This is a genomic window from Streptomyces sp. NBC_01549, from assembly GCF_026339955.1.
Classification (GTDB): Bacteria; Actinomycetota; Actinomycetes; order Streptomycetales; family Streptomycetaceae; genus Streptomyces.
On the sequence record NZ_JAPEPW010000003.1, the window covers coordinates 1 to 26183 of the forward strand.

Consider the following 26183-nt stretch of genomic DNA (forward strand, 5'->3'; position numbering starts at 1 on the left):
GGGGTGCGGCGGTGACGGCCTGACGTTCAGTCACCGAGCGTGATGGGCCTGGGGTGTGGGTGGCCTGGACGCAGGAGCCCGCGGGTCTTCGTGATCATGGTTGTTGTCTAGGCAACCGATCATGAAGAACCCACGGGCTTGAGCATCGACGATACCGGGACCAACGAGGCTGCGACGCGACTGCTTGGGCTGGAGGGGGTGAGTGTGACGCAGGTCAAGGACGACAAGGCAGGCGGATCGACGGTATACGTCGTGACGAACGAGGAGTCCGCGAGGGCCTGCCCCTCGTGCGGGGTTTCTCCACCCGGCTGAAGGACTACCGCACCACCGCCCCCAGACACCTGTCCTGCGGCGGGCGCCCGGTGAGTATCCGGTGGCGCAAGGCACGCTGGCACTGCACCGAACTCGACTGCGACCGCCGCTCGTTCACCGAGTCCATAGGCCAGGTACCCGCGCGGATGCGTACGACCGGGGCGCTTCGGCGGGCGGCCGGGGCCGCGGTGTGTGACGGCGGGCGATCGGTGGTGCAGGCCGGCCGGGATCTGGGCCTGTCCTGGCCGATCGTGCAGCACTGCTTCGAGGACTACGCCGCGAAGGTCCTGCCCGAGGAGCCGCCGGTGACCGAGGCGATCGGGATCGACGAGACCCGGCGGGGTAAGCCGGTGTGGGAGCAGAACCCGGACACGGAGAAGTGGGAGCTGGTCGCGGACGCCTGGCACATCGGCTTCGTCGACGCGATCGGCGGGCGCGGCCTGTTCGGCCAGGTCGAGGGCCGCAACTCCGCCTCCGTCGCCGACTGGCTGACGGCCCGGCCCGCCGCCTGGCGCGAGCAGGTCCGCTACGTCGCCATCGACCTGTGCTCCACCTTCCGCGCCGCCGTCCACCGTGCCCTGCCGCACGCGGCGGTGGTCGTGGACTGCTTCCACATCGTGCAACTCGCCCAGCGCCACCTCGCCGACCTGCGCCGACGCCTCACCTGGAAACAGCACGGCCGCCGGGCCCGCAAGGGCGACAGCATCTACAGCGTCCGCAAGCTCCTGCGCCGCAACAAGGAAGACCTCACCGACGAACAACGCGAGCTCCTCAAGACCGAGTTGGAGTACATGGGGACCTACGGCCGACAGATCTATGCGGCCTGGCAGGGCAAGGAACTCCTGCGCGACCTCCTGGGCCTGACCGTCACCCGCAGGCACGTCACCCCCGACCACTCCGCGATCTCCACCGCCCGCCACCGCTTCTTCGCCCACGTCGCCGACCACGCTCACCTGCCCGAACTCGTCACCCTCGCCGAGACCATCGAGCAGTGGTGGGACGGCATCGAGACCTACCTGACCACCGGGATCACCAACGCCGCCTCGGAGGGCAACAACCGCCTCATCAAGCTCGAAGCGCGTAACGCCTTCGGCTTCCGCAACCGAGCGAACCAACGCCTCCGCTCACGCTGCGCAACCACCCGGCGAAGCCGACGGGAGGCACACCCCCACTAAATTCGAAGACCCAGTAAACCACGGAATACCCGGGAAAGGAAAGGGCCCCTCCGGGGCCCAACCCCTTTCAGGGCAAGGGGCGTTGGGTCAGTTCCTGGCAGGTGTGCCTGCCTCCGGCAGGACCGACACCCCCCAGGAGACAGACAGACCGAGGACAAGACAGGAGCAGACACACCCCCGGAAGACCGACCAACCAGGAACCGACCCGACAGACAACCCGAGCAGACCGGACCCTTGGACCGCCCACACGGTCCAGGGCCCGCCAGGGCCCCACCACAGAGCGCGGAGGCCCCGCCGACGCGCAACACAACCACCCGCCCCGATCCCCGACGCCGCCGCGCCACCCACGCCCACACCCACCCTTTTTCTCTCATTCGGGCAGGGAGAGCGGCAGCAGAGGGGATGTCAGCTCCCCGACCACGACGGAAAGGCCAGCTGACCAGGGACGCCCGGAGGCCGGCCGCCGGGCAGGGTCAGGAGATGACGCAAGAGATAGCGCAGGAGTTTTGCGCGTGAGGTGGTGCAACAGATCAAGACTGCTGTATTATGGAACATGTCGGAAGGGGTGGCCCCCTAACCGGCACCGCCGAACGTTCGTCAATAGAAAGGCGTCAGCGTGGAAATCGTCATCAGCGGAGGCAAGGTGGCTCCCAGCACGGACGAGATCACGACCCCTCAGGCTGCAAAGGCCCGCCGGATCGCCAATTTCCTCCCGCGCCCGGAACTCCTCCGGGACGCCGTCATCGAGCACAACCAGGACGACAACACCACGTCTATCCGGTTCGAGACCACGGCCGGTCCCATCCGAATTCTTCTGCCGGTCGCCGAGGGGTTCGAGTTCCACGTCATCCACGACAGCGACACCGGGCCCCGCATTCTCGGAACCTTCCGGGGTGCATCCCTTTCGGTGCGCGCCGTCGCATTCCGCATCAGTGAATTTCTGCGGACGCGCGGGCTGAAGTAGGCGGCAATTTCGGGGGGTCCGGTCCACCGGGCCCCCCGGGCATCCCCAGCACCTACACCAACCGGAGGGAAAGCAACTGTGAGCATGACGAGCATTGAGCCCGCCCACCGCGCCATTCCGGCGACCGATGGCGAGCGAGAGCAAATGGAGGCCGCTTTCCGGGCAGCCCTGGAGCAGCTCCCCGAGAACACCGGTTTCCCGCACGACGTACGCGAGTTGGCCCGGCCCCTCTTCGAGGCGGGATGGATCTCTGGCGTACGGACCGGGCACACCGGGCCCGCGCTGGCCGACGTTCCGTTGCCGCCCTACACGTTCGGTACGGCCCTGGCCAACCTGTCCGCCGCCCTACACGCGGACAGCGGCCCCAGCGTCGGACAGTTGGTCAGCTACCACGGGTCGCAGGAGTGCTGCCACGGCCGCTACTGGGTGACTCGCATTGAGCGCGAACTGGACCGCCGAGGACAAGAGTCCGTGCTCTACCGCCTCAGCGAGTACAGGAACGGCGCGTTCGTCACCGCACTGACCGGAGTCCACACGTCGAGCGTTACGGCACTCCCGCAGCACTGGCAGCGGTAAGCCCACACGGAAGGGAACTGATCATGAGTCAGAGGATCGCCAAGCAGCTTAAGACCCACCCGCGCGCCCATGTGGTCGAGCAAGATGGCCGCGACCGGACCGGGACCATGCGCTACCGCGCACAGGTCAAGTACCTCGCAGTCGGCGACACGCTCGCCGGTTTTGGCAAGGTTCTGGAGTGGTCGGAGATTGACGCGGTCGACGGGTGGCGGATGTTCCGGATGGTCACCGAGCGCCCGCAGTACTACCCGGTCGAGACCAACGTGTTCAACGTGCCGGAGTACCTCTACTACGGCATTACCGCCCTTGCCGAGCAGGGCGAGTGACCTGATGCGGCACAAGCCGCCGCAGTCGTAGCCGCAGGTCAGAGCGTGGCCCCGAGGGTGGGGCGCACCGGAGATTTAATCGGTTGCCCCACTCCCGGAGTTAGGTATTATGGAACCAGTTCGGAAGGGTTGGCCCCCTACCGGACACGCCGAAAGTTCGTCACCAGAAGGGAAGCCCCAGTGGCTCACGAGATCGAGCAGTTCACCGACGGCACCGCCGCTTTCGCCTCCGCCAACACGAGCGCCTGGCACAAGCTCGGCACCGTCACCGATGGCGCGATGACTGCCGAGGAGGCCATGCGCCTCGCGTCCCTGGACAACTGGAAGGTGCGTCTTCTGCCCCTGACGGCCACCGAGATCACGGCCGACGGCACCACGCCCCTGGAGGTCCCGCAGCACTTCGCGACCGCTCGCACGCACCCGAAGACCGGCCGGACGGAGACGCTCGGAGTCGTCGGCAGCGACTACCACCCCGTACAGAACGAGGAACACGCCGAGTTCCTGAACCTGCTGGCCGACGAGTCCGGCGCGCACTTCGAGACTGCCGGATCGCTCAAGAACGGCCGTCAGGTGTTCCTGACCATGAAGATGCCGCAGACCCTCACCATTGGTGGGAACGACGACGTGGACCTGTACATCGCGGCGTTCAACAGCCACGACGGAGGCAGCGCGTTCCGCGTCGTCGTGACGCCGATCCGGGTGGTGTGCGCGAACACCCAGCGCGCGGCGATCGCGGGGGCCCGTTCCTCGTTCGTGGTGCGGCACACCGCCGGAGCCAAGGCCCGTATCGCGCAGGCCCGTTCCGCCCTCGGTCTGACCGTCCGGTACGCCGAGGAGTTCGAGCGGGCCGCACAGCGCATGATCGAAGCCGAGATGACGCTCAGTGAGCTCAAGTCGGTGGTGGACGAGCTGTGGCCGGTCAAGGACAACGACAGCGCCCGCACCAAGACCAACCAGCGCCAGCGGTGGGGGGCGATCTCGAATCTGTTCGAGCACGCCGACACCCAGGCCGGTATCCGGGGCACGCGGTGGGCCGGTTACAACGCGCTCACCGAGTACGCCAACCACGTCGCCCCGACCCGGGGCAAGACTGACGCCGAGAAGGCGGACGCCCGCGCCGAGCGGGTCATCAGCGGCGCGGCGAACGACCTGATGGAGAAGGCATTCGCCCTCACCACGGTCTGACCCCCTGAACGCCGGGCGGGCGCCCCAACTCCCCCACGGGTGCCCGCCCGGCCCCCACAGGCCCCCACAGGCCCGCACAGGCCGCCCCGCCCGAGCGCGGAGCGCTCACCCCGCCTCAGGAGCGCGGAGCGCTCCCCGGCCCGCCCCTGCCGCGTAGCGGCAGCGCCTCGCGTCTGCGGAGCAGCCCGCGCGCCAAGAACACGTCCGCCGCTTACTGCGCCCAGGCCGCGCCGGCGGATGCCCAGCAGCTCGACGCGCCACCCACCGCCCCACGGAAGGCCATTCATGCCCATCCCGAAATGGACGATCAAAGGCATCGTTGACGACTACGACGAGTGCGGTTGCTGCGGCCGCCGCGGACTCAAGCGCACGGTAGCGCTGATGCCGCTGGACGCCGACGGGAACGAGGACGGCACCGCCGAAGACGTCGTGTACTACGGCACATCCTGCGCCGCCCGCGCCCTGGGTTGGAGGCAGGCGACGGTCACCCTGACCGCCCACGCCGCCCAGCACGAGCGGGACCAGCGCGACGCCTACGCGCGCAGGATGCTCAGCATCTACGCCCCGGTGGAGTTCGCCCCCGTCCGCGACAAGGCCCGCGTCTACTACGGCCGCAACCAGCCCCAGCGGGACACGGGCGTGAAGGCGACCGAGGAAGTGGCGAAGCTGCTGGCCAAGGCCCGCGCCACGCTGGCCGACACCACGACCGGCCCGGCCCGCCCGTCGCGGATCGAGGACTTCCACCGCTACCTCGTGATCTTCAACAGGGACGGGCGGATCTCCCTCGTGCAGCAGGTGCCGGAGGGCGAGGCCGAGCGCCAGGAGCAGGCCGCCGCCGCCCAGCGCCGCGCGGACCAGATCCGGGGCAGCGTCCGGGTCGTGGCCGCCCTGGACGCCGAGTCCGCGCGCGACGTTGCGTACGCCGACGAACTGACCCGCGAGTGGAACGCGAAGGCCTGGCAGGCCGCCCATGTCTGAGACCGCGCCCGCGCCCCGGTTGTTCATCGGGAGCCGCGTCACCTACCACGGCACCGTCACCGAGATGCACGACCGCCCCCTGTACCTCCTGCCGTGCATGTGGTTCGGCCACTGCCAGGCCTGTTGGGAGCAGGACGACGAGTTCGGCGAGCGGCACCCGATGGAGCGGGATCACTTCATGGCGGTCGACCTCACCACGGAAGACCGCCTGCACCACGCCCGCCGAGCGCACCTGACCCCCGTCCCGCACGAGTGGCCCAAGGATGCCGTTCCGGTCAACATCAACGGCTACTGGTACGCCGCCGCGTACACCACGCCAGGCGGAAGCGACCGGGCCCGGACGGTGCACTTCTACACCGCCGAGGACTTCATGGGGCGCACCTGGTGCCACATCCGGGAGCCCGCGCCCGACATCCGTCGCCTGGACGAGTTGGGCCGCCGTCGCCCCGTCATCTGACCAGTGCCCGCGCGCCACGGCGTGCGGGCACCCCCGCCCGTCGCGCGTAGCCGGCCCCCACCCGTCGCCCCGCTGGAGTCACCGTGACGAACCCGCAGCCCGACCAGGCCGCCCGCGCCGACCGCCGCAGCCTGCCGTACCCCGGAGACGAAGCGATCGCGGCCGCCCGCCGCCGCGCGCACCGCGCATTCGCCCAGCTCTTCACCGCCCTGGGTGCCGGAGGTCACCGCCTGCACTACGCCGTGGTGGACGTCGACGGCCGCTACCGCCTGGCCAGCGCCACCGTCACGGTCACGACCGCCCCTGCATGGCACCTGGACGCGGACCCGGACGAGTTCGCCGCCATCGAGGCCGCCGTCACGGCCGCCCTGGAAGGCAGCTGCACGGTCCTGGCCACCCTGGTCGTGCAGACCGACCAGGAACCGGACCCGGTTGTCTGCGGGTGGCGTATCGAGCGCGGATGGCTGCACGGCATGAAGCCCGCCGCCGTGCAGGCCGCCGTACGGCCGTGCGGGGGCGGCTCGGCGCCCGTCGCCCGCGCGTACCCCGCCCCGTTCCTGCCGGATCCGTCCGTAACCAGCTGAGGCCACCGCCCGGCCCCGGCGGGGGCCGGGCCGCCCGCCAACTCCCCATTCCTGTACGCCCCGTGAGGAGAGACCCTGTGATCACCATTGCCACCCCGTCCGGTACCGTCCGCGCCGTTCCGTCCGAGGCGGACGCCACCGGCAGCGTGCGCTACAGCCTCACCGGTGCCGCCCGGGGAACCGTCCACGTGACCGCGACCAGCAGCCCCGCCCGGTGGGACCAGTTCGACGCCGTCCGGGCCAGTCTCGGATCCGCCAGCGCCGTGCGCGAGCTGCCCGCCGAGCCGCTCGTGCGCATCCGTGGCCGCGCCTACCAGGGCAGCACGGTCCGGGTGCTGGCCCACTCCGCCGACGTGCCCTGGGGGTGGCAGGGACCGGTGTCCCTGGTCGACACCGACGACCGCCCCGCGCCCGAGCAGGCCAGCCAGACGCTGACCGCCATCCTGCGCGCGTGCGCCGCGGACTACGCCGGGCGCAGCGACTTCGCCCGCCTCCAGCTCGCGGCCCGTCGCCACGACACCCCGCAGTTGCTGAAGTGGCTGGACGCGATGATCTCGTACGCGGAACGGGCGCAGGCCTGCTATCTGGAGGAGGCCGAGGCCCACCGGGTCCAGGCCGCCCGCAGTCTCGCCGCCTGGTGGACGCTGGCCCGCTGGTTCACCGCCCGTCCGCACCCGGTGCTCGCACTACTGCTGGCACCGGACCGCGAGAGTCTGGCGCACCGCGCCGAGTATCTGCCGAAGTGGGTCGAGATCAGCAAGGGCGCAGCCGATGAGGAGGGCCGCCGTCTGACGCTCTTCCGGTCGGAGTACGAGGGGTTGGCCCGGCCCGCCGCCGCGCCGGAGAACCGGGACCGCCCGTACTTCGTGGTCGGTCAGTGGACGGGCGGCGGCGACGTCGACATCTGGCACGTGGAGGAGGCCCCCGCCGATCCGGGCGAACGGGCCGATCTGTGCGACGAGTACCGCGAGGACGCCGACAACGCGTTCGGGAGCGTCGAAACCGTCTACGCGGCCAGCCCGGAAGCCGCAGCCGCGCAGGCCCGCCGGGAGGCGCGCGAGACCAGCGAGCGCATCCACCGCGACCTCACCCGCCCGTAGGCCGATACGGCCGCTCCCCGGGGTGGCCCACCGCCAGGCCGCCCCGGCCCCCGCCCCTGATCAAGAGGAGAGATGCCCCATGGCAACGTTCGCCCACGCCACCCCGGAACGCTGCGCCCAGCTCGGCCGCGCCCTCACCGCCGCCGGCCTTGACTGGAGCGACAACGGCCGCCAGGACGACCCGCAGTTCCTCACGTACACCGTGACCGACCCGCACGGCCGCATGTGGCAGGTCAGCCCGGCCACCAACTTCCAGATCTCCCCGTCCAGTCCGGGGCAGATCTGGCAGGCCAGCTGCGCGGCACTGATGACGAGGGCCCCGGTCCTGTCCGCCCGCCTGGTGGCGGAGCACATCACGGACGTCCCGGCATGAGCAGCCCGCCGCCGTTTAGGCCCGAGGACTTCGAAGAACGGTGCGAGACCTGCAACGCCCCGCCCGGGCAGCTCTGCCGCGCCTGGTGCGACAGCGGATACACCGCCGGGGACGCCCGCGCCGACGCCGAGCGCCACGACGTCCAGCCCCCTGCGCCGTAGGCGCACCGCCCCGAATCCCCCGTCCCCCTTTCCCGAAGGAGACCCACCATGGAACTGTCCACCCCCGCCGGCCTTGAGTCCCTCGCACGCTCGGTTGCCGAGCAGGTCGGCGCCGACCGCACCGAGAAGGACGGCGACACCGGCCGGGTGCGGATCGTCTACGCCGACGGCCGCGCCCTGGAACTCACCCTGAACCGCCCCCGGACCCGGATCACCGTCACCGCGGTTCTGCCCGAGCAGGCGACCGCGCACGGTATCGAGGTCAAGGCGATCACGGTCACGGCCCTGCCCCGCCCGCGCCCCAGCGAGAGCCAGGCCAAGGCCACCTCGCGGCACACGGCCGACCACATCCGTCAGCGGCTGCTGCCCGCGCACACCGCAGCCCTGGTCGAACTGCGCGAGCGCACCGCCCCTCAGCCAGCCACGCTCGAGCGTGCCGACGCCGCCCTGGCCGGACTCCTCGACCGCCCCCGGGGCGGGGTGGCGATCTCCGAGCAGCCGGTACGCCGCCCGCTGGGGCTGACCGCCCGGTGCGCCGTCGCCTGGTGGCACACGCTCGACGGGCCCTCCCGGGCCGTGGCACCGTTCATGGCCGATGTCCTGCGCCGGGCCGGTCTGGCGACGACGGAGCCGCACGGCAGCGGCTACGTGTTCTTCGCCGAGCCCCCTGCCAGGCAGGCCGACACCCGGTTCCGGATCGCCCCTGCCGCCGGGGGCGCAGGGTGGGACCTGGTCGACGAGTTCACCGGCGCGTGCGTGCGGACGTACGACGACCGGGAGTGGGCCCAGGGGATCGCCGAGAGCGCGAACGGCGAGGAGGACGCCGCCCGGCGCGCCGCAGTCGCGTCCATGGACCTGCCGGGACTGTCGGCAGACCTGATCGAGGACGAGCAATTCCGGTCCCTGGCCGTGGAGTTGGCTACCGCCGGACACATGCCCTACGGCCTGGCCGACGTCGACTACACGCAGACGCCGGGATTCCACATCTACCCGAGCGCGGAGCCGGGTCGGGCCAAGGTGGCGCGGCTGCTGGAGCCCTGGGGGGCGATCCGGCCCGGTGCCCGCTTCGAGGCGCCCGAACGCGAAGTCGAGCTCTACGACAAGGACATGGAGGCCTACGCGCGGCTCCTGACCAGGCCCGGCCGGACGGTGGCCGTCATGCTGGACGGCATCCAGGTCACGTACAACAATCCGCCGACCAGGCCCTGATCTGCGCGTTCCGGGGTGGGGCAGCGCCATGAAAATCGGTTGCCCACCCCCCAAGGCAGGTATTATGGAACATGAAACGCCGCACCCGCGCGAGAGAGCTGCACCCCCCAACCCCCACACCCGCACCCGCACCGAGAGAGGGCGCCTACGTGACCGACGCGACCCGCACCCCCGAGTGCCGCCAGCACGGCCCCATGACACTGCACACCGGCGACCAGTCCCCGGCACAGCGCTTCACCGGCACCTGGTACACCTGCACCGATCCGACCTGCTGGAGCGCCGTTCTGTATCCGACGGCCGAACTGGTCGCCGACCTCGAAGCGCAGGGGCGTCCGGCGAAGGCCCCCCCTGACCATCACCCACACCCGCACTGACGGGACTCTCGTGTCCGGCTCAGTGAAGGGCGACGGTGTGTACGAGCTGGTCCAGCCGTTCCGCTTCCGGGCCTCTCCTGGGATCGGGATCTACCTGCGCGGCTCCCGTGACCGCCGCGCCGACCTGTACCGGATCCGCCTGGCAGCCGATGCCCTGCGCGGGGCCGGCCACCTGGTGGCGGTCGAGATCGACGAGACCCAGCGCCGGGCCTTCGCCGAGGCCGAGCAGGACCGCGCCGACCGGGCCGCCAATCGCGCCGAGCACTTCGGCGCGCGGGCCGAGTGCTTCCAGACGTCGTCAGACGCTAAGTGGGAACGCGGGCGCGAGATCACGCGCGGGTACGGGGGCGAGCCGGTGAAGGTCGACCACTACTCGGCCAACCGGCACATGCGCGACCTGGAGCGTGCGCACGGGCTGTTCGGCCAGTCCGAGCAGGCGGAGGCCGACCGCTGCGCGGGCCGCGCGGTCACGGCCGAGCACTACGAACAGCACAGAAGGAACCCGGGGGTGACGCTGCGCCGCCTGGAGCATCTGCAGGCCGACCGGCGCCGCGTCGAGCGCCAGCAGGCCGAGACGGTCGAGGCCGCCGAGGCAGGCAGGCTCACCCCTGAGGCTCTGGCCGAGGCCCTCGTCCGGCTCGACGCCGACCACGCCGACCTGTGCGACCAGATCGGCTACTGGGAGCGGGTCATCGCCCAGGCCGAGGCCGAGGGCGTGAAGCTGTGGGGGCCGGGCGACTTCGAGCCGGGTGACTTCGTGCGCTCCGGCAGCCGCCTGCTGGAGGTCCTGCGGGTCAACAAAAAGACGGTCACCGTGCCGGGCGGGCCCGAGGCCGGGCCGATCGTGTCCAAGGCCAACCGCCAGTACTCGTGGAACGGGAAGCTCCCGTACGACAAGGTCACCGGCCGCGTGAGCGCCGAGGAGATGCGGGCGCGGCTGGCGGAGGAACAGGAGAAGGCGACGAAGGACGGAAACGCCGCCGCGAGCGAGCAGGAGCAGTACGACGCCTAAGCGCGTGCCGCGCCCCACCCGCTGCGTGCACGTAGCCCGCTGCGGTCGCAACGCGTAGCCGTCAACGCCCGGCCCACACAAGGTGCATACGGCACTCCCCCGTCCCGAAGACGAAAGAGGCTCCGCCATGCCCCGATCCGTACTGCCCCCGCCGCCCGCGCCGGCCCCCGCGGCTGATGACGACCGCCGGTGCGTCGACTGCGGCCTGCCCTGCAACGAGCAGGTGACATCCATCCCCCGCATCGGCGGCGGAACACGTGCTGTATACGCGTGCTCCGTGCACGCGGCACAGCGCCTCAAGGTCATCTGAACTGCGCTTTTGATGGCTGGCTAGCGCTGTGAAATTCGGTTGCCCCACCCCGCCGATTCAGTATTATGGAACATGTCGAGAGGTGACTCCCTCCCGATACCGCTGAAAGTCCGTCAACCCAGCACAAGGAGGCCAGACATGGCCACAGCCACCACCGTGTGCAACGCCCTTGAGCACGACACCGAGCCCGACGCCGACCTGATCAACTCCGCGAAGGTGGTCGTCATCCAGGACCCGGTCAGTGTCCGGCCCCGCCCGGACCGCACGTACAGCGTGTTCAAAGGCTGGCGGCGCTCCCAGGCCACGCAGATCACCAACGCCACCGCCGGGGCGGAGGGCCACGAGAAGCGGCCAGTCAAGGCGTTCGTCCGTGCCAACCTGGTCGGCCGCGACGACTGGACCCGGTTCCTGTCCCTGAAGGAGGTGTCGGCCTTCGTTAGATCGTGTCCGTGGCTTGCGTTATCGAGTTGACCGAGGTGCATGGTAGTTGCGCTGCCCCCTTCCCTCGCACGTAACAAGATCCGCGCTACTGGTCAGAGCCGGGAGCAAAGGGAAACTGCCTGTTGAGAAGGCGTTGCGGCCACCAATCGGGGTGCGTAGGTTGACGCGGGCCGACGGTGCGACGACCGCGCGTCGGGCAAAGGGGGACACCGCATGGGACGCCAAGAAAACCCAGTGGACCCGGGGGCCGGGCCAGTTCAACGCTTCGCGTACGAGCTGCGCAAGCTGCGCCAAGAGGCGGGCGGGATCACCTACCGGACCATGGCCCGTGGCACGGGGTACTCCGTCACGACGCTGTCACGGGCGGCTGCGGGCGAGCAGTTGCCGTCGTTGCAGGTCGTCTTGGCGTACGTGGCGGCCTGCGGCGGTGACCGTGAGGAGTGGGAGCGCCGATGGCGGGAGGCGGCAGCTGATGAGGCGGCCACCGCGGCGGCTGACGACGACACCGATCCGCCGCCCTACCAGGGCCTGGCCCGCTTCGAGTCGGGTGACCGCGAGCGGTTCTTCGGTCGGGAGCGGCTGGCCAGCGAGGTCCTGGCGCTGGTGCGGGCCCGCCGGTTCAGCGCCGTGTTCGGGCCCTCCGGCAGCGGCAAATCCTCGCTGCTGCGCGCCGGACTGATCCCCGCCCTGCAGACCGCGCCTCTCCTGCGGACCGAACCCGCCCCGCACCAGCGTCCGGCTGCCATCCGGATCCTTACCCCCGGCCCGCACCCCGCCCGCACCCACGCCGCCCTGTTCACGGCCAAGGACGGACCCGGCGAGACGGTGGTCGTGATCGACCAGTTCGAAGAAGTCTTCACCCTGTGCACCGACCTCGCCGAACGCAGCGCGTTCATCGACCTCGCCCTCACCGCCCTGTACCCGGACAACCGGCTACGGGTGGTCCTGGCGGTACGGGCCGACTTCTACGGACGCTGCGCCGAACACGACGCCCTGGCCCAGGCTCTGGGCGCCACCAGCCTGCTGGTCAGCCCGATGAACCCCGCGGAACTGCGCGAGGCGATCGTGAAGCCGGCCATGGCGAGCGGCCTGATCGTGGAGAAGGCGCTGACCGTCAGGATCGTGGAGGAGGTCTCCGGCGAGCCCGGGGGACTGCCGCTGATGTCCCACGCCCTGCTGGAGACCTGGCGCCGCCGCAAGGGCCGGGCCCTGGGCGAAACCGCCTACGATGCGGCCGGCGGCATCCACGGCGCCATCGCCCGCACCGCCGAGCATATCTACACCCAGCTCACTCCCGCTCAGGGCGACATCGCCCGGCGGATCCTGCTCCGGCTGATCACCCCCGGTGAGGGCTCCCAGGACACCCGCCGTCCCGCCGACCGTGCCGAACTGGACACCGGCCGGGCCGAGGACGCCGCCGTGGTCCTGGAACGCCTCGCCCGTGCCCGACTCCTCACCCTGGACGACAGCACCGTCGACCTCGCCCACGAGGCCTTGATCACCGCTTGGCCTCGGCTGCGTTCCTGGATCGATGAGGACCGCGAACGCCTCCTTGCCCACCGGCACTTGACTGAGGCCGCCCGCGCCTGGCACGACCTCGGCCGCGACCCCGGCGCCCTCTACCGGGGCACCCGGCTGAGCGGCGCCGAGGAGCACTTCGCGGAGCAAAGTAGGGCCGAGGACCTCACAGGCCTGGAGCGTTCCTTCCTCACCGCCAGCAGCGCGAGCCGCACCCGTGAACGCCGCCGGCTGCGCGGCCTGGCCAGCACGCTCTCGGTGCTGCTCGCGTTGGCGCTGATGGCCGGTGTCGTGGCCTGGCAGCAGAGCCGTACGAACAACCGACAGCACATCCAGGCCGAGGCCCGCCGCATCGCCGCCGTCGCCGACAGCATGCGTTTCTCCGACCCCGTGAAGGCGATGCAGCTCAGTGCTGCGGCTTACCGGCTCGCCGACACGAACGAGACCCGCTCAGCTGTGCTCGGCGCCATGGCGCAGCGCGAGGAGGATGTTTTCACCCCGCCGGGCGGTAGGGATCCGAACGCCCAGTACCTTCTCAGCGGTGACGGCCGCACGCTGGTCAGCGCTGGGAAGGACCGGGTGGAACGGTGGGATGTGCGTACCCACCGAAGACTCACATCGTCCCGCAGCCTCGGAAATTTCGCGGGTGGTGGTGATGTGTGGATGAGTCCGGACGCACGGACGCTCGCTACGCTCGAAGAGAAAGGAATACACCTGGCGGGGTTGCTCCCGGCCCCGTCGGACAAGGGACTCTTGCGCTCCGCTGGCGCGGGTGGGTTGATCAGATTCAGCCCCAGCGGGCGGACCCTCGTCGCCGACAACTCCAACGCGGCTGAATCATCCTCTGTTCAAGTGTGGTCCGTGAGGAGTCGGCGTTTGGTGTTCGAGCGCCCCCTTGGCGATGAGCAGGGGATCACCTCGGCGGCTGTCAGCCCGGATGACCGCTTGCTGGCGTTGTGCCCGGAAGGCGAATCATTCGAATTGTGGGACGTCACCCGACACCGGAAGATGGCGACCTCGTGGGCGAGGGGAGCGCAGCGAACGCTGTGTGACAGTGACGAAGTTCAGTTCGCGCCTGATGGCAGCACGTTGGTGTCCACGGGCAGTGGCGGTGTCCGGCTCTGGGACGTCTCCTCAGGCCGGGAGATCCAGCGGATCAAGCAGTCGGGGCTCACCTGGGCTGTGATCAGTGAGGACGGAAGGTTCATCGCATCCGTTGCCGACGATGAGATTCTCGTCTGGAGGGCGGACGTCCCCAATACTCCGGTCTTCCGGTACTCGCTGGTCAACGAGTTTGTCTCGGAACTCCGGATCGACCAGCAGGAAGGCGTGATCCGCTACCGCGCGGGTACGACGGGCGGTGTCGTGCGGACGCTTTCCCTCCGCAGTGTCCTGGCCTCCAAGTGGCAGCAAGATCCTGCCGACGCGGCAGTTTTCAGCCCGGACGGCGACACCCTGGCGACTGCCCGCCAGTCTAAGGACTCGGCCACGTTTCAGCTGCGGGACGGGCACACCGGCCGTGTGCGAGACAGCTTGCCAAAGGCCTCCTGTCACGATTCTTCGGTGGCAGTCGAGGGGGACGGGATCAGTCTGGGCTGCGGTGTGCTCATGGCTTTCCGCCCCGACAGCAAGGTTTTCGCGTACGGCTCAAGCATGTCCGGGGGGTCCATTCCTCCGGAACGGGTGTCCGTGTGGGATCTCGCAGAACACCGCGAAACGACCCATTTGGATCTGGCGCTGCCGGATCCGACGTCAGGAAACGAGCTGAACGGTATCGCGTTCAGCCCTGACGGGAAAGCGCTGCTGGCGTCCCGTATCCCGGACGCGGAGGTCATAGAGGTGTGGGACCTGCGCCGTCGGTCCAAGAACAAGATGATAAGTCATGCCGGCGGCGAGATTCTGACGTTCCTTCCCGACGGCAGTCGCCTGGTTACCTCTCACAGCCAGTTCATTGATCTCAAATCCGGACGGGTGACACAGCGCCAGTTCAGCCTGGACGACGTATTGGCACTGTCGGTCAGTGAAGACGGCCAGTACTTGGCGGCGGGCGACGGCTCGGGCCGGATCACACTCTGGGACGGCCACGCCGACCGGCGACTCGGCGTGTTGCCCGGGACGCCCAACCATGCCGGTGAACTGGATTCGGAGCCGGTGCTCGCACTGGCGTTCTCCCCAGACTCGCGCACCCTGGCAACGGCAGGCTCCAACGGCCAGGTGCAGCTGTGGGACGTTGCCTCGCACCAGCGGTTGGGCGGTGTCCTCTCGACGCCCGGGGACTCGATCCTGGCGCTGTCCTTCAGCCGGGACGGCAGCACCCTGTACGCGGCCGGCGCGAACGTCCCCCTGCAGCGGTACGACATCGGCTTGGCGCATATCGTCGCCGACGTCTGCAAGCGGGCCAGAACCGGCCTTTCGCGGGCCGACTGGAAGACGTACCTGCCCAGCATCCCGTACCGGAAGACCTGTTGAGACCGGGCCTCGGCCCGGGAAGCCCTGGAGCCGCCGCTGTCGTCCGTGGGTGCCGTGCGGCTGACGGCGCTTGGCTGCGCTACAGCGCGGCACGGCAGCAGGCGCAGTGGTCGCCGCGTCCCTACTCGCGGCTTCGTGCGCGGAAAGAGATCTGCAGGGCGAGGATGACGCCGATCGCGACTGTGATCAGCAGAATGTGGAAACCGTCGCCGAGCAGGGTTGCTACCCAGGGGGGTGCACTTGCGTCGGAGGGCTCGGGACCATCTGTCAATTTCTCGGTCTTCCAGATATTGGCGTTATCTGTCCAGGCGGAGGTGATGGCGCAGAGCGTCCAGAGGAACGAAACGAGTGCTCCGGCGACCTCTGTGCCTTCAGCCGTCGTACTGCCTGCCAGCGACTGCAGCAGCGCGACGAGCAGCAGGCCGAAACCGAAACTGCTGAGTGCCGCGCGCCATCCCAGATCGGCGACTGTGACAGATGCGGCAGCGGTGGACAGCAGGAGTAGCCCGGCGCAGCAGACTGCGAAGCCGCCCAGTACGACGGCGGTGTGCGAGAGCCTGGCCAGCAGTCCACGTGCCAGCACTGGGGCGACGGCCAGCCCGGTCAGTGCGGCGGCGAAGACGGTGCCGCCATGACCGTGGGCGGGGTCGAAAGTGTACTGAGGACCGATTGATCCAGCGGTAGTCCCACGGATATACGACCCGAACCAGGACTCCAGTGCCGCTGCTCCGGATGCGGTGGCCGTCGCCGCCATTGCCACAAATAGCGCGCCCGCTGACCGGATGGAGATGAAGCTCTGCCGGCCGCGCAGCGTGAGTACGACCGCCAGAGCGACAACCAACAGTACTGTGCAGGGAACCAGGGCAAAGATGCTGCCGAGCTTGACAGTACGGCTGGCCATTGCCACACCCGTGAACGCTGCTCCGAAGAACACCGCCCCGATGGCCACGGAGTGCGGGTGGGGCGTGCGGACAGCGGAGCGTGCAGCTGCCGGTGCCGGTGCGGGTGATAAGAACCCCAGGAACCAACTGCTGGCGAGGGGCAGTGTGCCGAGCAGCGCGGTGAGTAGGTAAGGCCAGCGCCCGTCCAGCAGGTTCGGCAAGGCGTCGACCTCCGGCGTCATCGGGGCGAGTGCACCGACCGGGCCGAGGACGGCGACCCAGGGCAGTGTGTATCGGCGTTCTCCCGTTTGTGCCAGTGCGATCGCACTGGCGACGGAGAATGCCGCCATCACGCCTCCCGCCGTGCCCTGTACGACTCGTGCGGTGGGTAGCACGGCCGTGCCCGGTATGAGGCCCGCGATCAGCCCGGCCGCCACAAAACAGGCGGATGCTGCGAGAAACACTCTGCGGCGGGCGACGCGCCCGGCCCACCATGCGACGCTGAGCGAAGCGAGCAGCATCGGAACGAGGTACCACCAGACCGCTGGCGGGGAACCAAGAGGGATGAGATATCCCCCGTAGCCGTCGCCGGCCAGCAGCGGGGCGGTAGCGGCCGAGGTCGCTGTGAGGGCGGCGACGCCGAGGGCGGCGGACTCAACTGCGGGTACCCATGGCCGTTCGCGTGCACGTTTGCCAGGGACATCGTTCCAGTTGAGGTCGCTTCGCGGCGCCCGGGCAAGCCGGATCTCGCCCTGGACTCCGTGGGCGAAGTAGGTGGGAGTCTGTTGGGTACGGGCCCGCACAGTGGAGTACACGTGCGCGTGGAGGTCACTCACCGATATCCATCCGTCGCCGTCCCGGTCGGTTTCGGGGCTGGTGAGAGCTGATACGACTGCGCCGCTGAAGACCGACGGACGCGGTGAGTCCAGGGAGAGTACTTCGCCTTCGAAGGCGTACTCCAGAGCGCTGGAGGCGGTGAGTACCACGTAGCCACGTGCCGCGAACTGGCCTGACAGCACATCGGTTCCTCCTGCGCGGGGACGGAGCCCTGCCGCGAAGGAGCCGCTGTAGCAGCAATCCAGTAGCAGGACTTTGGCGTGCGCGCGGGAGTGTTCGAGCAGGCGGTTGAGGTCATCGGCTGCCAACGAGGATGCTGTCAGCCGACCTCGCCGGGTGTCCGTTGTGGCGAGGTGGAGCCGGCCCCAAGGATCCTGCACACCATGACAGGAGAAGTGCAGCAGGACGAGATCGCCGGGCTGCCGGTCGGCCAGGACCGCTTCTACCGCGTCGGCCACATCCTGACGACAGGCATCTTCCAACACGGTGACCTGATCGAAGCCACCGACCTCTGGATGTTCCAGCACCGCCTTCAGTTCGCGGACGTCCTGGGCCGGCGAGCGGAGTCGACTCAGTTCCGGGTCGTCGTATCTGCCCGTTGCCACCAGCAGCGCATAGCGGCCCATCTCAGCCACCGTCCTGGCTTGGATCGCGGCCGGTGCCGTTCATCGCGTCGCGCACCCACGCCTCACTCAATGCGTGCAGGTCGTCCTGGGAGAGTCCGTGGAGGGTGAGTCTGCTGTCGCCGTGCTCCAGTTCGGCAGACCGTTCGCAGTCGCGGCGGATCCACGCGATCACTGTGCGCGCCATGGCGCTCATGGCGGCTGCCGACGTCACCCCGCTGACCACCAGCGTGCCCATGGTCTCGGCGAACGGACCTCGACTGCCCTCCGGACGTTCGGCCGCGGCCGGCCGGTCCACGCTGGGGACGTCAACAGACCGCAGTTCCTCCCAGAGATTCCGGGTCAAAGCGTCCAGTACATTCGCGTCCGCGGTATGCGAATGAATTTTGATCACTAGCTGAGCCTGCATAACCAGCATCTCCCTCGTCATTGCGCGTGCACTGTGCGGAAAATTCCGTTCAACGTTTTGCCGCTGAAGTAGGTCTTAGTGCGTTGTGGCAAAGGGAGTCCCTGTTCGATGAGCAGGGACTATTCCGTGTGCGGAGCATGATTGCGGAGGGATAGGGGCAGGCAGCGGACGGCTTGTTGTGGATCGAGGAGGGTGCGATGCCGTCGGTGCTGGGGTTGATGGAACAGCGTGAGGCGCGGGCGAGGCGGGATCTGGAGTCTTGGACGGAGGTTCTGGAGCAGGCTCAGGCGGAGGTGGATGCCGCGCGGGAGCGGGTCGAGCGGGCCCGGGTGGGGCGTGAGGAGCTCGTGTCGGTGCTGGCCGAGGAGAGCGACGTTGATACGCCGGTTTCCGTGTCGTCTGGCGGTGAGACGGCTGCCGGTGTGGGATCGAGCGGCCCCGGCGCGGGGCAGGGCGAGCGGCCGCCGGTGTGGCGGTCGGGCATGGGCGAGGAAGCGCTCAGGGGCTTGTACCGGGAGGTGTTCGCCGCGGTGGTGGCTGCGTCGGGGCCGGTGAACGGAGTGGAGCTGACGCGGGCGGTGGGCCGGGAGGCGGAGATCAAGAACGAGGTGGAGAAGATCCGTCACCGTGCCTATGTGCTGGAGAAGCGGGGCTGGCTGGTGCGGGCGGGGGACGGACGGTTCATGCCCGCGCCCGCAGCAGTCGGCCGGGGCGCCTCTCCGGCCAGCGCGGAGCGTCCCCGGCCAGGCGCCTCGACAGCCTGATCACAGCGGCCCACCACACCATCTGGGTGTGGTGGTCGGGGCGGCGTTCGTGGTCGCGGTTGAGGCGGCGTGAGCGGGAGAGCCAGCTCAGCGTGCGCTCCACCACCCACCTGCGGGCCAGTACGACAAATCCGCGCCTGCCGTCGGAGCGGCGCACGACCTCGATCCGCACTCCGTGGCGGGCAAACGCCTTCGCCAGTGCCGGACCCTGGTAGGCGCTGTCGACCCACACCAACTTCAGCAGCCGGCCCGGCTGGTCCATGAACGTCTCCAGCAGCGCGGGGGCGGCCTTGGAGTCGTGCACGTCGGCCGTGGTCACGGTGACCTCCAGGAGCAGGCCCTCGGTATCGGTCAGGATGTGACGCTTGCGCCCGTCACGTGACTTCCCGCCGTCGTATCCGCGGCTGTCCTCGCCGACGGTCTCGGAGGCGTCCACCGACTGACTGTCGATGATTCCCGCGCTGGGCTCGGTGTTGCGGCCTGCGCGTTCCCTCGCCACGCAGCGCAGGCGTTCGTGCAGCTCACGCACGTAGTCGCAGGCCCGCCAGCGGCGGAAGAAGTCGTAAACCGCCCGCCAGTACGGGAAGTCGACCGGCAGGGCCATCCACTTCACGCCGTTGTCGACCAGGTAGCGCACAGCGTCGAGCATCTCGCGGTGGCAATACGCCTCCGGACGCCCGCCCTGCTTGAGGAGCCAGGCCGGTACCGGCATCGCCGCGCGGACCTCGGCCCACTCCGCGTCCGTCATGTCACTGGGATAGCAGCCTGCCCGCCGTCCCGGAGCGATCGAACCGAACCTGTGCGCGTAGCAGTCGCACTCCGGGGTGACCGCGGTGGACGCGGGTACAGCAGAGATGGTCAACTGGTCGGACAACGGGTCTCCTTGCTCGTGACCGGCCTCAACAACCACGTCACTACCAAGGGGCCCGTTTCTTCATGCCCGCGACCACACCGGCAACTCTGTCCGAACGATCACCCGCGCCGCAGGCTTCGAACGAGATCCGGTTTGCCACAACGCACTTATTGCCCCTGTACGCGGTGACCGGTGAACCACCGCCGGAACGCTGGGCGCAACTGACGGGCTGATGGATGTGACTCACCTGGTTTACCTTTTTGTAAAAAATCTCTGGTGTCGGAGAGGACGGCCACGCCGCCGGAAGTGGGTGGCGGGACCTTGGGGTTTGAGTGCTGCGGTCCTTGTCCGTCCCGTCATGGACGGACAAGGACCGCAGCACCCTGTTCAGTTGGGGTTCGGCGGTTGGGTTGAGGGGTGCCGGTGCGGTGTGTCAGGATCCGTCCGGCCCCTGTGGGTGGTGCCTGTCGTGGGTTGGTCAGAACGTGTTGGCGTTGAGGGCCTTTTGCAGGTGGCGGGTGGTGTCCGCGTCCCATACGCCGTTGGCGGTCGCACCGAGGTGGTGCTGCAGGGCCTTGACGGTGACCGGGCCGACGACGCCGTCCTGGGCGACCTTGAGGTAGTGCTGGAGAGCCTTGGTTGTCAGCGGTCCGAAGGCGCCGTCGACCACGAGCTTGGCCGCGCCGCGGGCGTTCAGTGCTCGCTGCAGGGCAGCGCAGGTGGCGGGCCCGAACTCGCCGTCGACGGTCAGCTTTCCGGTCGGCGGCTTCGGTACGGGCTTGCTGGGGGTGCTGCGGCCGGCCAGGGCAGCTTTCATCACCGCTGCCGCCTGCGGGCCGTAGGCGCCGTCCACCGTCAGGTGGTACTTGGACTGGAAGGTGCGTACGGCTGCTTCGGTGCCGGCACCGAACTGGCCGTCGACGGTGAGCTTGGTGTGCAGGACGGCGTTGAGGTTCTTCTGCAGTGTCTTGACCGCGTTGCCGGTCGAGCCGCGGCGCAGGATGCCGTCGTGGCCGGGCATGGGGGCCGCGTTGCCGTAGGCCGGGCGGCCGTATCCGACGATGCAGGCGCTGTTGCGGAGCCTGCGGCGGAAGGCGTCGGAAGTGTTGCCTTCCAGGGTGGTAATGGTGGCGTTGGAGTGCACGGCCTCGACGAGTCCGACGTGGTCGATGTTGCCTATGGAGCGGGTGCCGGACCAGTCGAAGAAGACGATGTCCCCGGGACGGATGCCGCCGATGCCGTAGTGCCAGCGGCCGTGGTTCTGGAAGGCCCGTGCGTGGGCGGTGGTGAGGGCGTACTTGCCCATCACGGCGCTGAGGTTGTCCGAGTGCGCCGCCTCGTAGCTGACGGACATGTCGCACCACGGGCCGGTGAAGCCGTACCAGACGGTGACGGCGTTGTGGTTCGAGCCCGGCGGGTGTTCGCCGGTGCCCAGGAGCTTGCGGGCGGCGGAGATCATTCCTTGTACGGTTCCCATGTCACGGCTCCAAGTCTTCGGGAAGGGCGTCAACATCTCCGGTCACCACGTGCGCGGGGTCCTGGCTGATGCCGTCCTGGGCGGGATCGACGTCGAAGATTCCCGCGCCGCCCGCCGGGTACGGCGGTGCCTGATTGCTGTCGGTCATGCTCGGTTCTCCTGTTCCGCTTGGTTTCCTGGCCGATCGGTGATCGGCCGCAGAGCGCCTGCCGTCTGCGGGCGCCTGGTGTCGAGGTAGGTCGCTGCGCTTGCAGATCAAGCCCCGTGTCCGGGGGCTGCCCTGCCGGCTCGTCCTCCTCGTCTGTCACCGAGTTTTCGCGGTCCGGCGGTTGTTGCGCAGCCCCCTCCTGCCGGACGCAACAAAGGCCACGCTGCTGGTCACGGGGTGGGCGCGGAGGAAGACCGGCGGATGGGGCAGCATTGCGGCCCCCTGTCGGGGTGCATAGGTTGACGCGGGCTGACCGCGCGATGCACACGGCGCTGAGGCGGAGGGGGACGCCAGGAGGGGCGTTGGACCCGGGTGCCGGGCCGTCGCAGCGGTTCGCGTTCGAGCTGCGCCAGGAAGCGGACCGGATCACCTACCGAGCCATGGCCCGCGACACCGGCTACTCCCTGACAACGCTCTCGCGGGGCGGCCGCCAGTGAGCAACTGCCGTCGTTGCCGGTCACCTTGGCCTATGCAGCCGCGTGCGGGGGCGACGGTGAGGAGTGGAGCGGCGCTGGCGGGCCGCGGACGCGGAGACAACTGCCGCAGCGGTGGCTGCCGATGACAGTGATCAGCTGTACCAGGGCCTCGCCTGGATCGAGCTGGGAGACCGCGAGCGGTTCTTCGGCCGGGAGCGGCTGGCCGGCGAGGTCCTGGCGTGGGTGCGGGGGCGCGACGCTGCGGTGCACCCGCCTGGCCTACCTGGTGAACACCCTCGATCCCAAACTCGTGACCACGGCCCTCGGCATGGACCCCGAAGGCGTCATGGCCGAGAAGCACCGACACTGCGCACCTTGTCTGAACTGCTAAAACGTCATGGATGAGCGTTGATCGGCAAGGGACGCCAAGATCCTCAAAGGACTCGAACCCTGGCTGGAGCGGTTCGACTTCGCCACGACCTCGGCGCCCGCCATCGCCTTCATCGCCCGCGCCTGCCGGGCCAGGCCTGGGTGCTGCGCCGCTGGGACCGGCAGGAGGACGACGTGCTGCTGTTCACCGACGCCGACTCCGCCCTGGCCGAACTCGCCCGGCACGTGCGCGGATCCTGGGCGAACCTCCTGGGCGACGAGGGTGTCCCCAACGAGCCGCCCACCGACGACCGCACGGCCGTGGACCTCTACTACGGGCCCGAGCGCAACAACCGCCCGGACGAGGGCTACTCCCTGTACGCCGCCGACATCAGCGGGACCGGCCGTACGCGCGTCGTGTCTCTCGACTTCCGGTTGAGGCGGACGCATGCGAGCGCGCGCACCGCTATGCCGTCTCCCATCCGGGATTCCACGGTGGTCTGCCCTGCGTGGAGGTCGACGGCGTCCTGGTGTTCGCTACCTCGACCATGAGCTCGGCGCCGTACGGGTGTCGGTCCACCTCGACAGCGCCCCGGACCGGCTCGTCCGGCCCGACGGCACGGTGCCGCTGCGCGTCAAGGTCGAAGACAAGGTCGTACTCGACGACAGCGGCGAAGAAAGGGCGCCGCAGCCGCCCCTGCTGGACGCGTTGCTGAACGTGGCCGACGACGGGCAGAAGGACGCGATCCGCGCGGCAGCCCTGGCCGCCGGCATCCTGTGGCACTGCCCGGCCTGCCGATGGGACAACCCGGGCCCGGCCACCTGCTGCGAGGGCCCCGGGCCCTGCCGGACGCCCAAGCCCGCCGCAGAGCAGACCGCCGCATAAGCGGGCGGAGAAGGCACGCGGCGTGAGCGATAGGGCTGCGGCTGGCCTCGCCGGGGGCGGGTGCTCCCATCCCGAGGGAAAAGGGGATGACGCTCGCCCCCGACTTCAGTATTATGGAACTCGTTCGGATGGCTCCCGGGCACTGCCAGAACGTTCGTCGCATCGAGGAGTACCTCCATGAGCGGAGAGACCGCCGCCGTCGTCCGTGGCCCCGTGCACGGAACCGTGCAGCTGCGCCACACCGAACGAGGCACGCCAGCAGCCCGGTTCACCGTGATGCAGGTCCCGCGCGAGTACGACCGTGCACGCGGCCAGTGGCACGACGGGGAACCGATCCCGGTCATCTGCACCGTCACCGGCCCTCTCGCCCGGCACGTCGCCGAATGCCTCACCGACGCCGTGCACGTGATCGCCACCGGGAACGTGGCCTTGCGCGACAACGTGCTTTATCTCGACTCCGCCCAGGTCGGTGTGGACCTCGCCCACCACGTCGCCTACGTCGACGACACCCTGCCCGCCGTCCTCGCCGGACGCGCCCGTGCCCCCGCCCGCTCACCGCGCCGGACCGGCCCGTCCCGCCCCGGCAGCCCGCCCGGCCCCGGTCCCGGCTGCCGCGCCGGAGACCGACTGGTGGCGGTCCGCGCCGCGCCCCTCCTGGGACGCCGTCACCGCGCCCAGCCGCACCAGGCGCTGACCGCGCCCTCGATCCAGCACACCGTCCATCGCGGCACCGGCATGCCCGCCGGCCGCCGCCCTGTCCCGAAGGTTCGCCATGCCCAGCCCCGTCCTGCCCGAGCGCGCCGCCCACTTCACCCCCGCCCAGCTCGCCGCCGCACTCGCCCAGTTCTCTGCCCAGGAGGTCTGGGAGCAGCGCGTCCGCCACGACAACAGCGGACGCCTGGCCCAGTACAAGCCGACCGAGGAACTCGACAACGCACAGCTGTCCTGCCAGTTCGTCATCCCGTCGGACGAGGTCTGGCCCGCGGCCCTGGCCGACCTCGGTCCCGACTGCCCGTGGGTCTGTGGGCCCGCGGAGGCGACCAACTGCCGCAGCTCACCGCGAGCGCCGTCGCGGTGACCGGCAACCGCAACGCGACCGAGCAGGCCATCACCCGTGCGCGGGCCTTCGCCACCGCCGTCGCCGAGGCCGGTCATACGGTCACCGCGACACTCGCGTACGGCGTCGACTCGGCCGCCCACCGGGCCTCCGCCCTGGCCGGACGGGCGACGCTCGCCGTCCTGCCGCGCGGCCTGGACCGCGCCCACCCGCACGACCACGCCCAGCTGCTGAGCACCGTCCCCGCGACCGGCGGCGCGGTGGTCAGCCTCTACCGGCCGGGCACCGAAGCCAGCGGCGCGACGCTCGGGGCCAGTGCCACCCTGCTCGCCGCGCTCGTGCGCACGGTGGTCCTCATCGAGGCCCTGGACCACGCCGAGGCGGCGATGCACACCGCCGAAGTCGCCGCCGACCTCAACCGGCCCCTGCTCGCCCCGCCCGCCACCGAGGACATCCGCGCAGAAGGCAGCACCCGGCCTCGCCGAGCAGCGCGCCGTCCTGGTCCCGGACCCCGCGCGAACGCTCGCCCTGCTCTGACATCCCCAACCGCCCCCGTGCCCCGGCGTGATCATAGACCAGGCGCAATGGCAGTGGGTGGTCGCAGGCATCGAAGACCTCGCTCCCAGCGAGTTCTAGTCTGCCGTACCGGCCAGGCGGCTTGTGGGGCCTGGCTTCGCCGGGCCCCACAAGCGTTCAGGAGAAGGCAAGTTGGCGGAAGGTGTTGCGTACGTCGGTCAGTGGCTGGCGGTCGCGCGTGTAGTAGAGCTTGTTGGTCAGCAGCGCCGCCCAGCGGTCCTGATAGGGGGAGATCCACATGCCGGTGCCGGTGAACCCGTAGTGGACCCACACGTCCTGTTCGCCGGTGGTGCCGGGGGCCGGGTGCCAGAACAGGCCACGGGCGGGCTCCAGGCCGCCGGTCTGCACGGTCAAGGAGTAGGCCGTCCACTCAGCCCCGAAACCGGCCTGAGCGGGGGCTGCCGCGGCGTCCATCATGTAGCGCAGGAAGACGGCAAGATCGTCGAGGACGGTGAAGGCGCCGGCGATTCCGCACACCCCGCCCAGCAGGCGGGCGGAGAAGTCGTGGGCGACGCCCTTGAGGTGGGTGTCGGTGTCCTGGTCGAGCTCGGTCGGCGCACAGCGGGCGGCGATCTCGGCGGGCAGAGGCCCGAAGCGGGTGGAGGTCATGCCGAGGGGCTGCCAGGTGCGGGCGTCGGCCAACTGGTTCAGGGACTGGCCGGAGAGGTGTTCGGCAAGGTAACCGAGGATGAGGGCGGCCCGGTCGGTGTACTCGACGGCCTCGCCGGGCGGCCGGTGCAGCGCCTCGTGCAGTACACCGGCCCGGATGACCTGCCGGTCGGTGCCGTAGAGGTTCTTCAGCTGGGCCCGCAGCGGGACGCCTGCGGTGTGGGTCAGCAGCTGGCGGGCGGTCACCGCGCCGAGCGGTCGGTCGGTGACTTCAGGCCAGAGGGTGCCGAGCGGGGCGTCGAGGTCGAGGACGCTGTCTTCCCACAGGGCGCCGATGGAGGACCACACGGCGAGGATCTTGGTGAGGCTGGCGGCGTCGAAGACGGTGTTGGGCTGCATCTTCACACCCGGCTCGTCGGGGTCCAGGACCCCGGTGACGCCGGATGCGCGGATGCGGGCGGCGTCACCGACGGCCCACACGGCGCCGGGGTAGACCTTGTTGCGGACGCCTTCGTCCAGCAGGGCTTCGATGCGGTCGGTGCGGTACGTCATGGTCTCCCTGTTCGCCGTCGGCTCCCGCCGGTCAGCGTAGTGACGTGGACGGGGCAGGCCGGGCAGTGGCGCGTCGTCAGTGGCGGCTGTGCCGCCGCGCTCCCGCTAGCGGAGGTTCTGGGTCTAGCGGCCCTCGGTGCTA

Annotated in this window: 29 protein-coding genes and 1 pseudogene; 23 read left to right on the forward strand and 7 right to left on the reverse strand. The window is 69.7% G+C overall.

Annotated elements, in window-relative coordinates; translation table 11 throughout:
* Positions 1 to 287 precede the first annotated feature (287 nt).
* From OG819_RS46175 to OG819_RS46255, 17 genes are all read left to right on the forward strand, one after another.
* Entirely contained in the window at positions 288 to 1487 is a 1200-nt protein-coding gene (locus OG819_RS46175) for an ISL3 family transposase (protein WP_266655656.1), read from the forward strand.
* Between the two features lie 616 nt (positions 1488 to 2103).
* Positions 2104 to 2451: a hypothetical protein gene (locus OG819_RS46180; protein ID WP_266655663.1), complete on the forward strand. Its 348-nt coding sequence runs from the start codon at positions 2104 to 2106 to the stop codon at positions 2449 to 2451.
* A gap of 84 nt (positions 2452 to 2535) precedes the next feature.
* Complete coding sequence (locus OG819_RS46185) at positions 2536 to 3027, forward strand: hypothetical protein (RefSeq protein WP_266655665.1); 492 nt, start codon at positions 2536 to 2538, stop codon at positions 3025 to 3027.
* A 23-nt stretch (positions 3028 to 3050) separates the two neighbouring features.
* The gene (locus OG819_RS46190) at positions 3051 to 3353 is read left to right on the forward strand and encodes a hypothetical protein (RefSeq protein ID WP_266655667.1); all 303 of its coding nucleotides are present in this window, start codon (positions 3051 to 3053) and stop codon (positions 3351 to 3353) included.
* 180 nt (positions 3354 to 3533) lie between these two features.
* The gene (locus OG819_RS46195) at positions 3534 to 4538 is read left to right on the forward strand and encodes a DUF932 domain-containing protein (protein WP_266655669.1); all 1005 of its coding nucleotides are present in this window, start codon (positions 3534 to 3536) and stop codon (positions 4536 to 4538) included.
* Positions 4539 to 4823: 285 nt separating this feature from the next.
* Entirely contained in the window at positions 4824 to 5516 is a 693-nt protein-coding gene (locus OG819_RS46200) for a hypothetical protein (RefSeq protein ID WP_266655671.1), read from the forward strand.
* Complete coding sequence (locus OG819_RS46205) at positions 5509 to 5973, forward strand: hypothetical protein (protein WP_266655673.1); 465 nt, start codon at positions 5509 to 5511, stop codon at positions 5971 to 5973. The genes OG819_RS46200 and OG819_RS46205 overlap by 8 nt, the downstream gene beginning before the upstream one ends.
* 83 nt (positions 5974 to 6056) lie before the next feature.
* On the forward strand, positions 6057 to 6557 hold the full coding sequence (locus tag OG819_RS46210; protein WP_266655675.1) for a hypothetical protein: 501 nt from the start codon (positions 6057 to 6059) through the stop codon (positions 6555 to 6557).
* Between the two features lie 77 nt (positions 6558 to 6634).
* On the forward strand, positions 6635 to 7657 hold the full coding sequence (locus OG819_RS46215) for a hypothetical protein (RefSeq protein ID WP_266655677.1): 1023 nt from the start codon (positions 6635 to 6637) through the stop codon (positions 7655 to 7657).
* Between the two features lie 79 nt (positions 7658 to 7736).
* Positions 7737 to 8030 (forward strand): hypothetical protein, encoded by a 294-nt coding sequence (locus OG819_RS46220; RefSeq protein ID WP_266655679.1) that lies wholly within the window; start codon positions 7737 to 7739, stop codon positions 8028 to 8030.
* The gene (locus tag OG819_RS46225; protein ID WP_266655681.1) at positions 8027 to 8191 is read left to right on the forward strand and encodes a hypothetical protein; all 165 of its coding nucleotides are present in this window, start codon (positions 8027 to 8029) and stop codon (positions 8189 to 8191) included. The genes OG819_RS46220 and OG819_RS46225 overlap by 4 nt, the downstream gene beginning before the upstream one ends.
* 48 nt (positions 8192 to 8239) lie before the next feature.
* A complete protein-coding gene (locus OG819_RS46230; RefSeq protein WP_266655683.1) occupies positions 8240 to 9400 on the forward strand; it encodes a hypothetical protein in 1161 nt (386 codons plus the stop codon).
* A 149-nt stretch (positions 9401 to 9549) separates the two neighbouring features.
* Positions 9550 to 9774: a hypothetical protein gene (locus OG819_RS46235; RefSeq protein ID WP_266655685.1), complete on the forward strand. Its 225-nt coding sequence runs from the start codon at positions 9550 to 9552 to the stop codon at positions 9772 to 9774.
* A 10-nt stretch (positions 9775 to 9784) separates the two neighbouring features.
* On the forward strand, positions 9785 to 10786 hold the full coding sequence (locus OG819_RS46240) for a DUF3560 domain-containing protein (RefSeq protein ID WP_266655687.1): 1002 nt from the start codon (positions 9785 to 9787) through the stop codon (positions 10784 to 10786).
* A gap of 127 nt (positions 10787 to 10913) precedes the next feature.
* Positions 10914 to 11096, forward strand: a complete 183-nt coding sequence (locus OG819_RS46245) for a hypothetical protein (RefSeq protein ID WP_266655689.1) — start codon at positions 10914 to 10916, stop codon at positions 11094 to 11096.
* 138 nt (positions 11097 to 11234) lie between these two features.
* Positions 11235 to 11567, forward strand: coding sequence for a ParB N-terminal domain-containing protein (locus tag OG819_RS46250; RefSeq protein ID WP_266655691.1), 333 nt, complete (start codon positions 11235 to 11237; stop codon positions 11565 to 11567).
* A 183-nt stretch (positions 11568 to 11750) separates the two neighbouring features.
* Positions 11751 to 15524, forward strand: coding sequence for a helix-turn-helix domain-containing protein (locus OG819_RS46255; RefSeq protein ID WP_266655693.1), 3774 nt, complete (start codon positions 11751 to 11753; stop codon positions 15522 to 15524).
* A gap of 121 nt (positions 15525 to 15645) precedes the next feature.
* Here the strand turns inward: OG819_RS46255 and OG819_RS46260 are convergent, their stop codons facing one another.
* Positions 15646 to 17868 carry a caspase family protein gene (locus OG819_RS46260; protein ID WP_266655695.1) on the reverse strand — a complete coding sequence of 741 codons (2223 nt, stop codon included), beginning with the start codon at positions 17866 to 17868 and terminating at the stop codon, positions 15646 to 15648.
* Between the two features lies 1 nt (position 17869).
* Positions 17870 to 18283, reverse strand: coding sequence for a hypothetical protein (locus OG819_RS46265; protein WP_266655697.1), 414 nt, complete (start codon positions 18281 to 18283; stop codon positions 17870 to 17872).
* A 188-nt stretch (positions 18284 to 18471) separates the two neighbouring features.
* Here OG819_RS46265 and OG819_RS46270 point away from each other — a divergent pair, with 188 nt between their 5' ends.
* Positions 18472 to 19038, forward strand: coding sequence for a hypothetical protein (locus tag OG819_RS46270; RefSeq protein WP_266647764.1), 567 nt, complete (start codon positions 18472 to 18474; stop codon positions 19036 to 19038).
* On the opposite strand, the gene OG819_RS46275 is transcribed toward OG819_RS46270, so the two are convergent.
* The 3 genes from OG819_RS46275 to OG819_RS46285 form a co-directional block, all read right to left on the reverse strand.
* Entirely contained in the window at positions 18956 to 19912 is a 957-nt protein-coding gene (locus OG819_RS46275) for an IS5 family transposase (protein ID WP_266647766.1), read from the reverse strand. The two genes, OG819_RS46270 and OG819_RS46275, sit on opposite strands and share 83 nt — an antisense overlap.
* 457 nt (positions 19913 to 20369) lie before the next feature.
* Positions 20370 to 21368 carry a peptidoglycan-binding protein gene (locus tag OG819_RS46280; protein WP_266655699.1) on the reverse strand — a complete coding sequence of 333 codons (999 nt, stop codon included), beginning with the start codon at positions 21366 to 21368 and terminating at the stop codon, positions 20370 to 20372.
* A 1-nt stretch (position 21369) separates the two neighbouring features.
* Positions 21370 to 21516 (reverse strand): hypothetical protein, encoded by a 147-nt coding sequence (locus tag OG819_RS46285; protein ID WP_266655701.1) that lies wholly within the window; start codon positions 21514 to 21516, stop codon positions 21370 to 21372.
* 362 nt (positions 21517 to 21878) lie between these two features.
* Between OG819_RS46285 and OG819_RS46290 the strand changes: the two genes are divergently transcribed.
* From OG819_RS46290 to OG819_RS46300, 3 genes are all read left to right on the forward strand, one after another.
* Entirely contained in the window at positions 21879 to 22013 is a 135-nt protein-coding gene (locus OG819_RS46290) for a hypothetical protein (protein ID WP_266655703.1), read from the forward strand.
* Positions 22014 to 22556: 543 nt separating this feature from the next.
* Complete coding sequence (locus OG819_RS46295) at positions 22557 to 22913, forward strand: hypothetical protein (RefSeq protein WP_266655705.1); 357 nt, start codon at positions 22557 to 22559, stop codon at positions 22911 to 22913.
* 16 nt (positions 22914 to 22929) lie between these two features.
* Positions 22930 to 23247, forward strand: a complete 318-nt coding sequence (locus tag OG819_RS46300) for a hypothetical protein (RefSeq protein WP_266655707.1) — start codon at positions 22930 to 22932, stop codon at positions 23245 to 23247.
* A 552-nt stretch (positions 23248 to 23799) separates the two neighbouring features.
* Here the strand turns inward: OG819_RS46300 and OG819_RS46305 are convergent.
* Complete coding sequence (locus OG819_RS46305) at positions 23800 to 24021, reverse strand: hypothetical protein (RefSeq protein ID WP_266655708.1); 222 nt, start codon at positions 24019 to 24021, stop codon at positions 23800 to 23802.
* Between OG819_RS46305 and OG819_RS46310 the strand changes: the two genes are divergently transcribed.
* Together OG819_RS46310 and OG819_RS59255 are read left to right on the forward strand one after the other, a co-directional pair.
* The gene (locus OG819_RS46310; protein WP_266655709.1) at positions 24020 to 24325 is read left to right on the forward strand and encodes a hypothetical protein; all 306 of its coding nucleotides are present in this window, start codon (positions 24020 to 24022) and stop codon (positions 24323 to 24325) included. The two genes, OG819_RS46305 and OG819_RS46310, sit on opposite strands and share 2 nt — an antisense overlap.
* A pseudogene (locus OG819_RS59255) lies at positions 24262 to 24708 on the forward strand (DNA-processing protein DprA); the annotation flags it as partial. The gene OG819_RS46310 and the pseudogene OG819_RS59255, both read left to right, overlap by 64 nt.
* A 289-nt stretch (positions 24709 to 24997) precedes the next feature.
* Here OG819_RS59255 and OG819_RS46315 read toward each other — a convergent pair.
* A complete protein-coding gene (locus OG819_RS46315; protein WP_266655711.1) occupies positions 24998 to 26041 on the reverse strand; it encodes a serine hydrolase domain-containing protein in 1044 nt (347 codons plus the stop codon).
* Positions 26042 to 26183 lie beyond the last annotated feature (142 nt).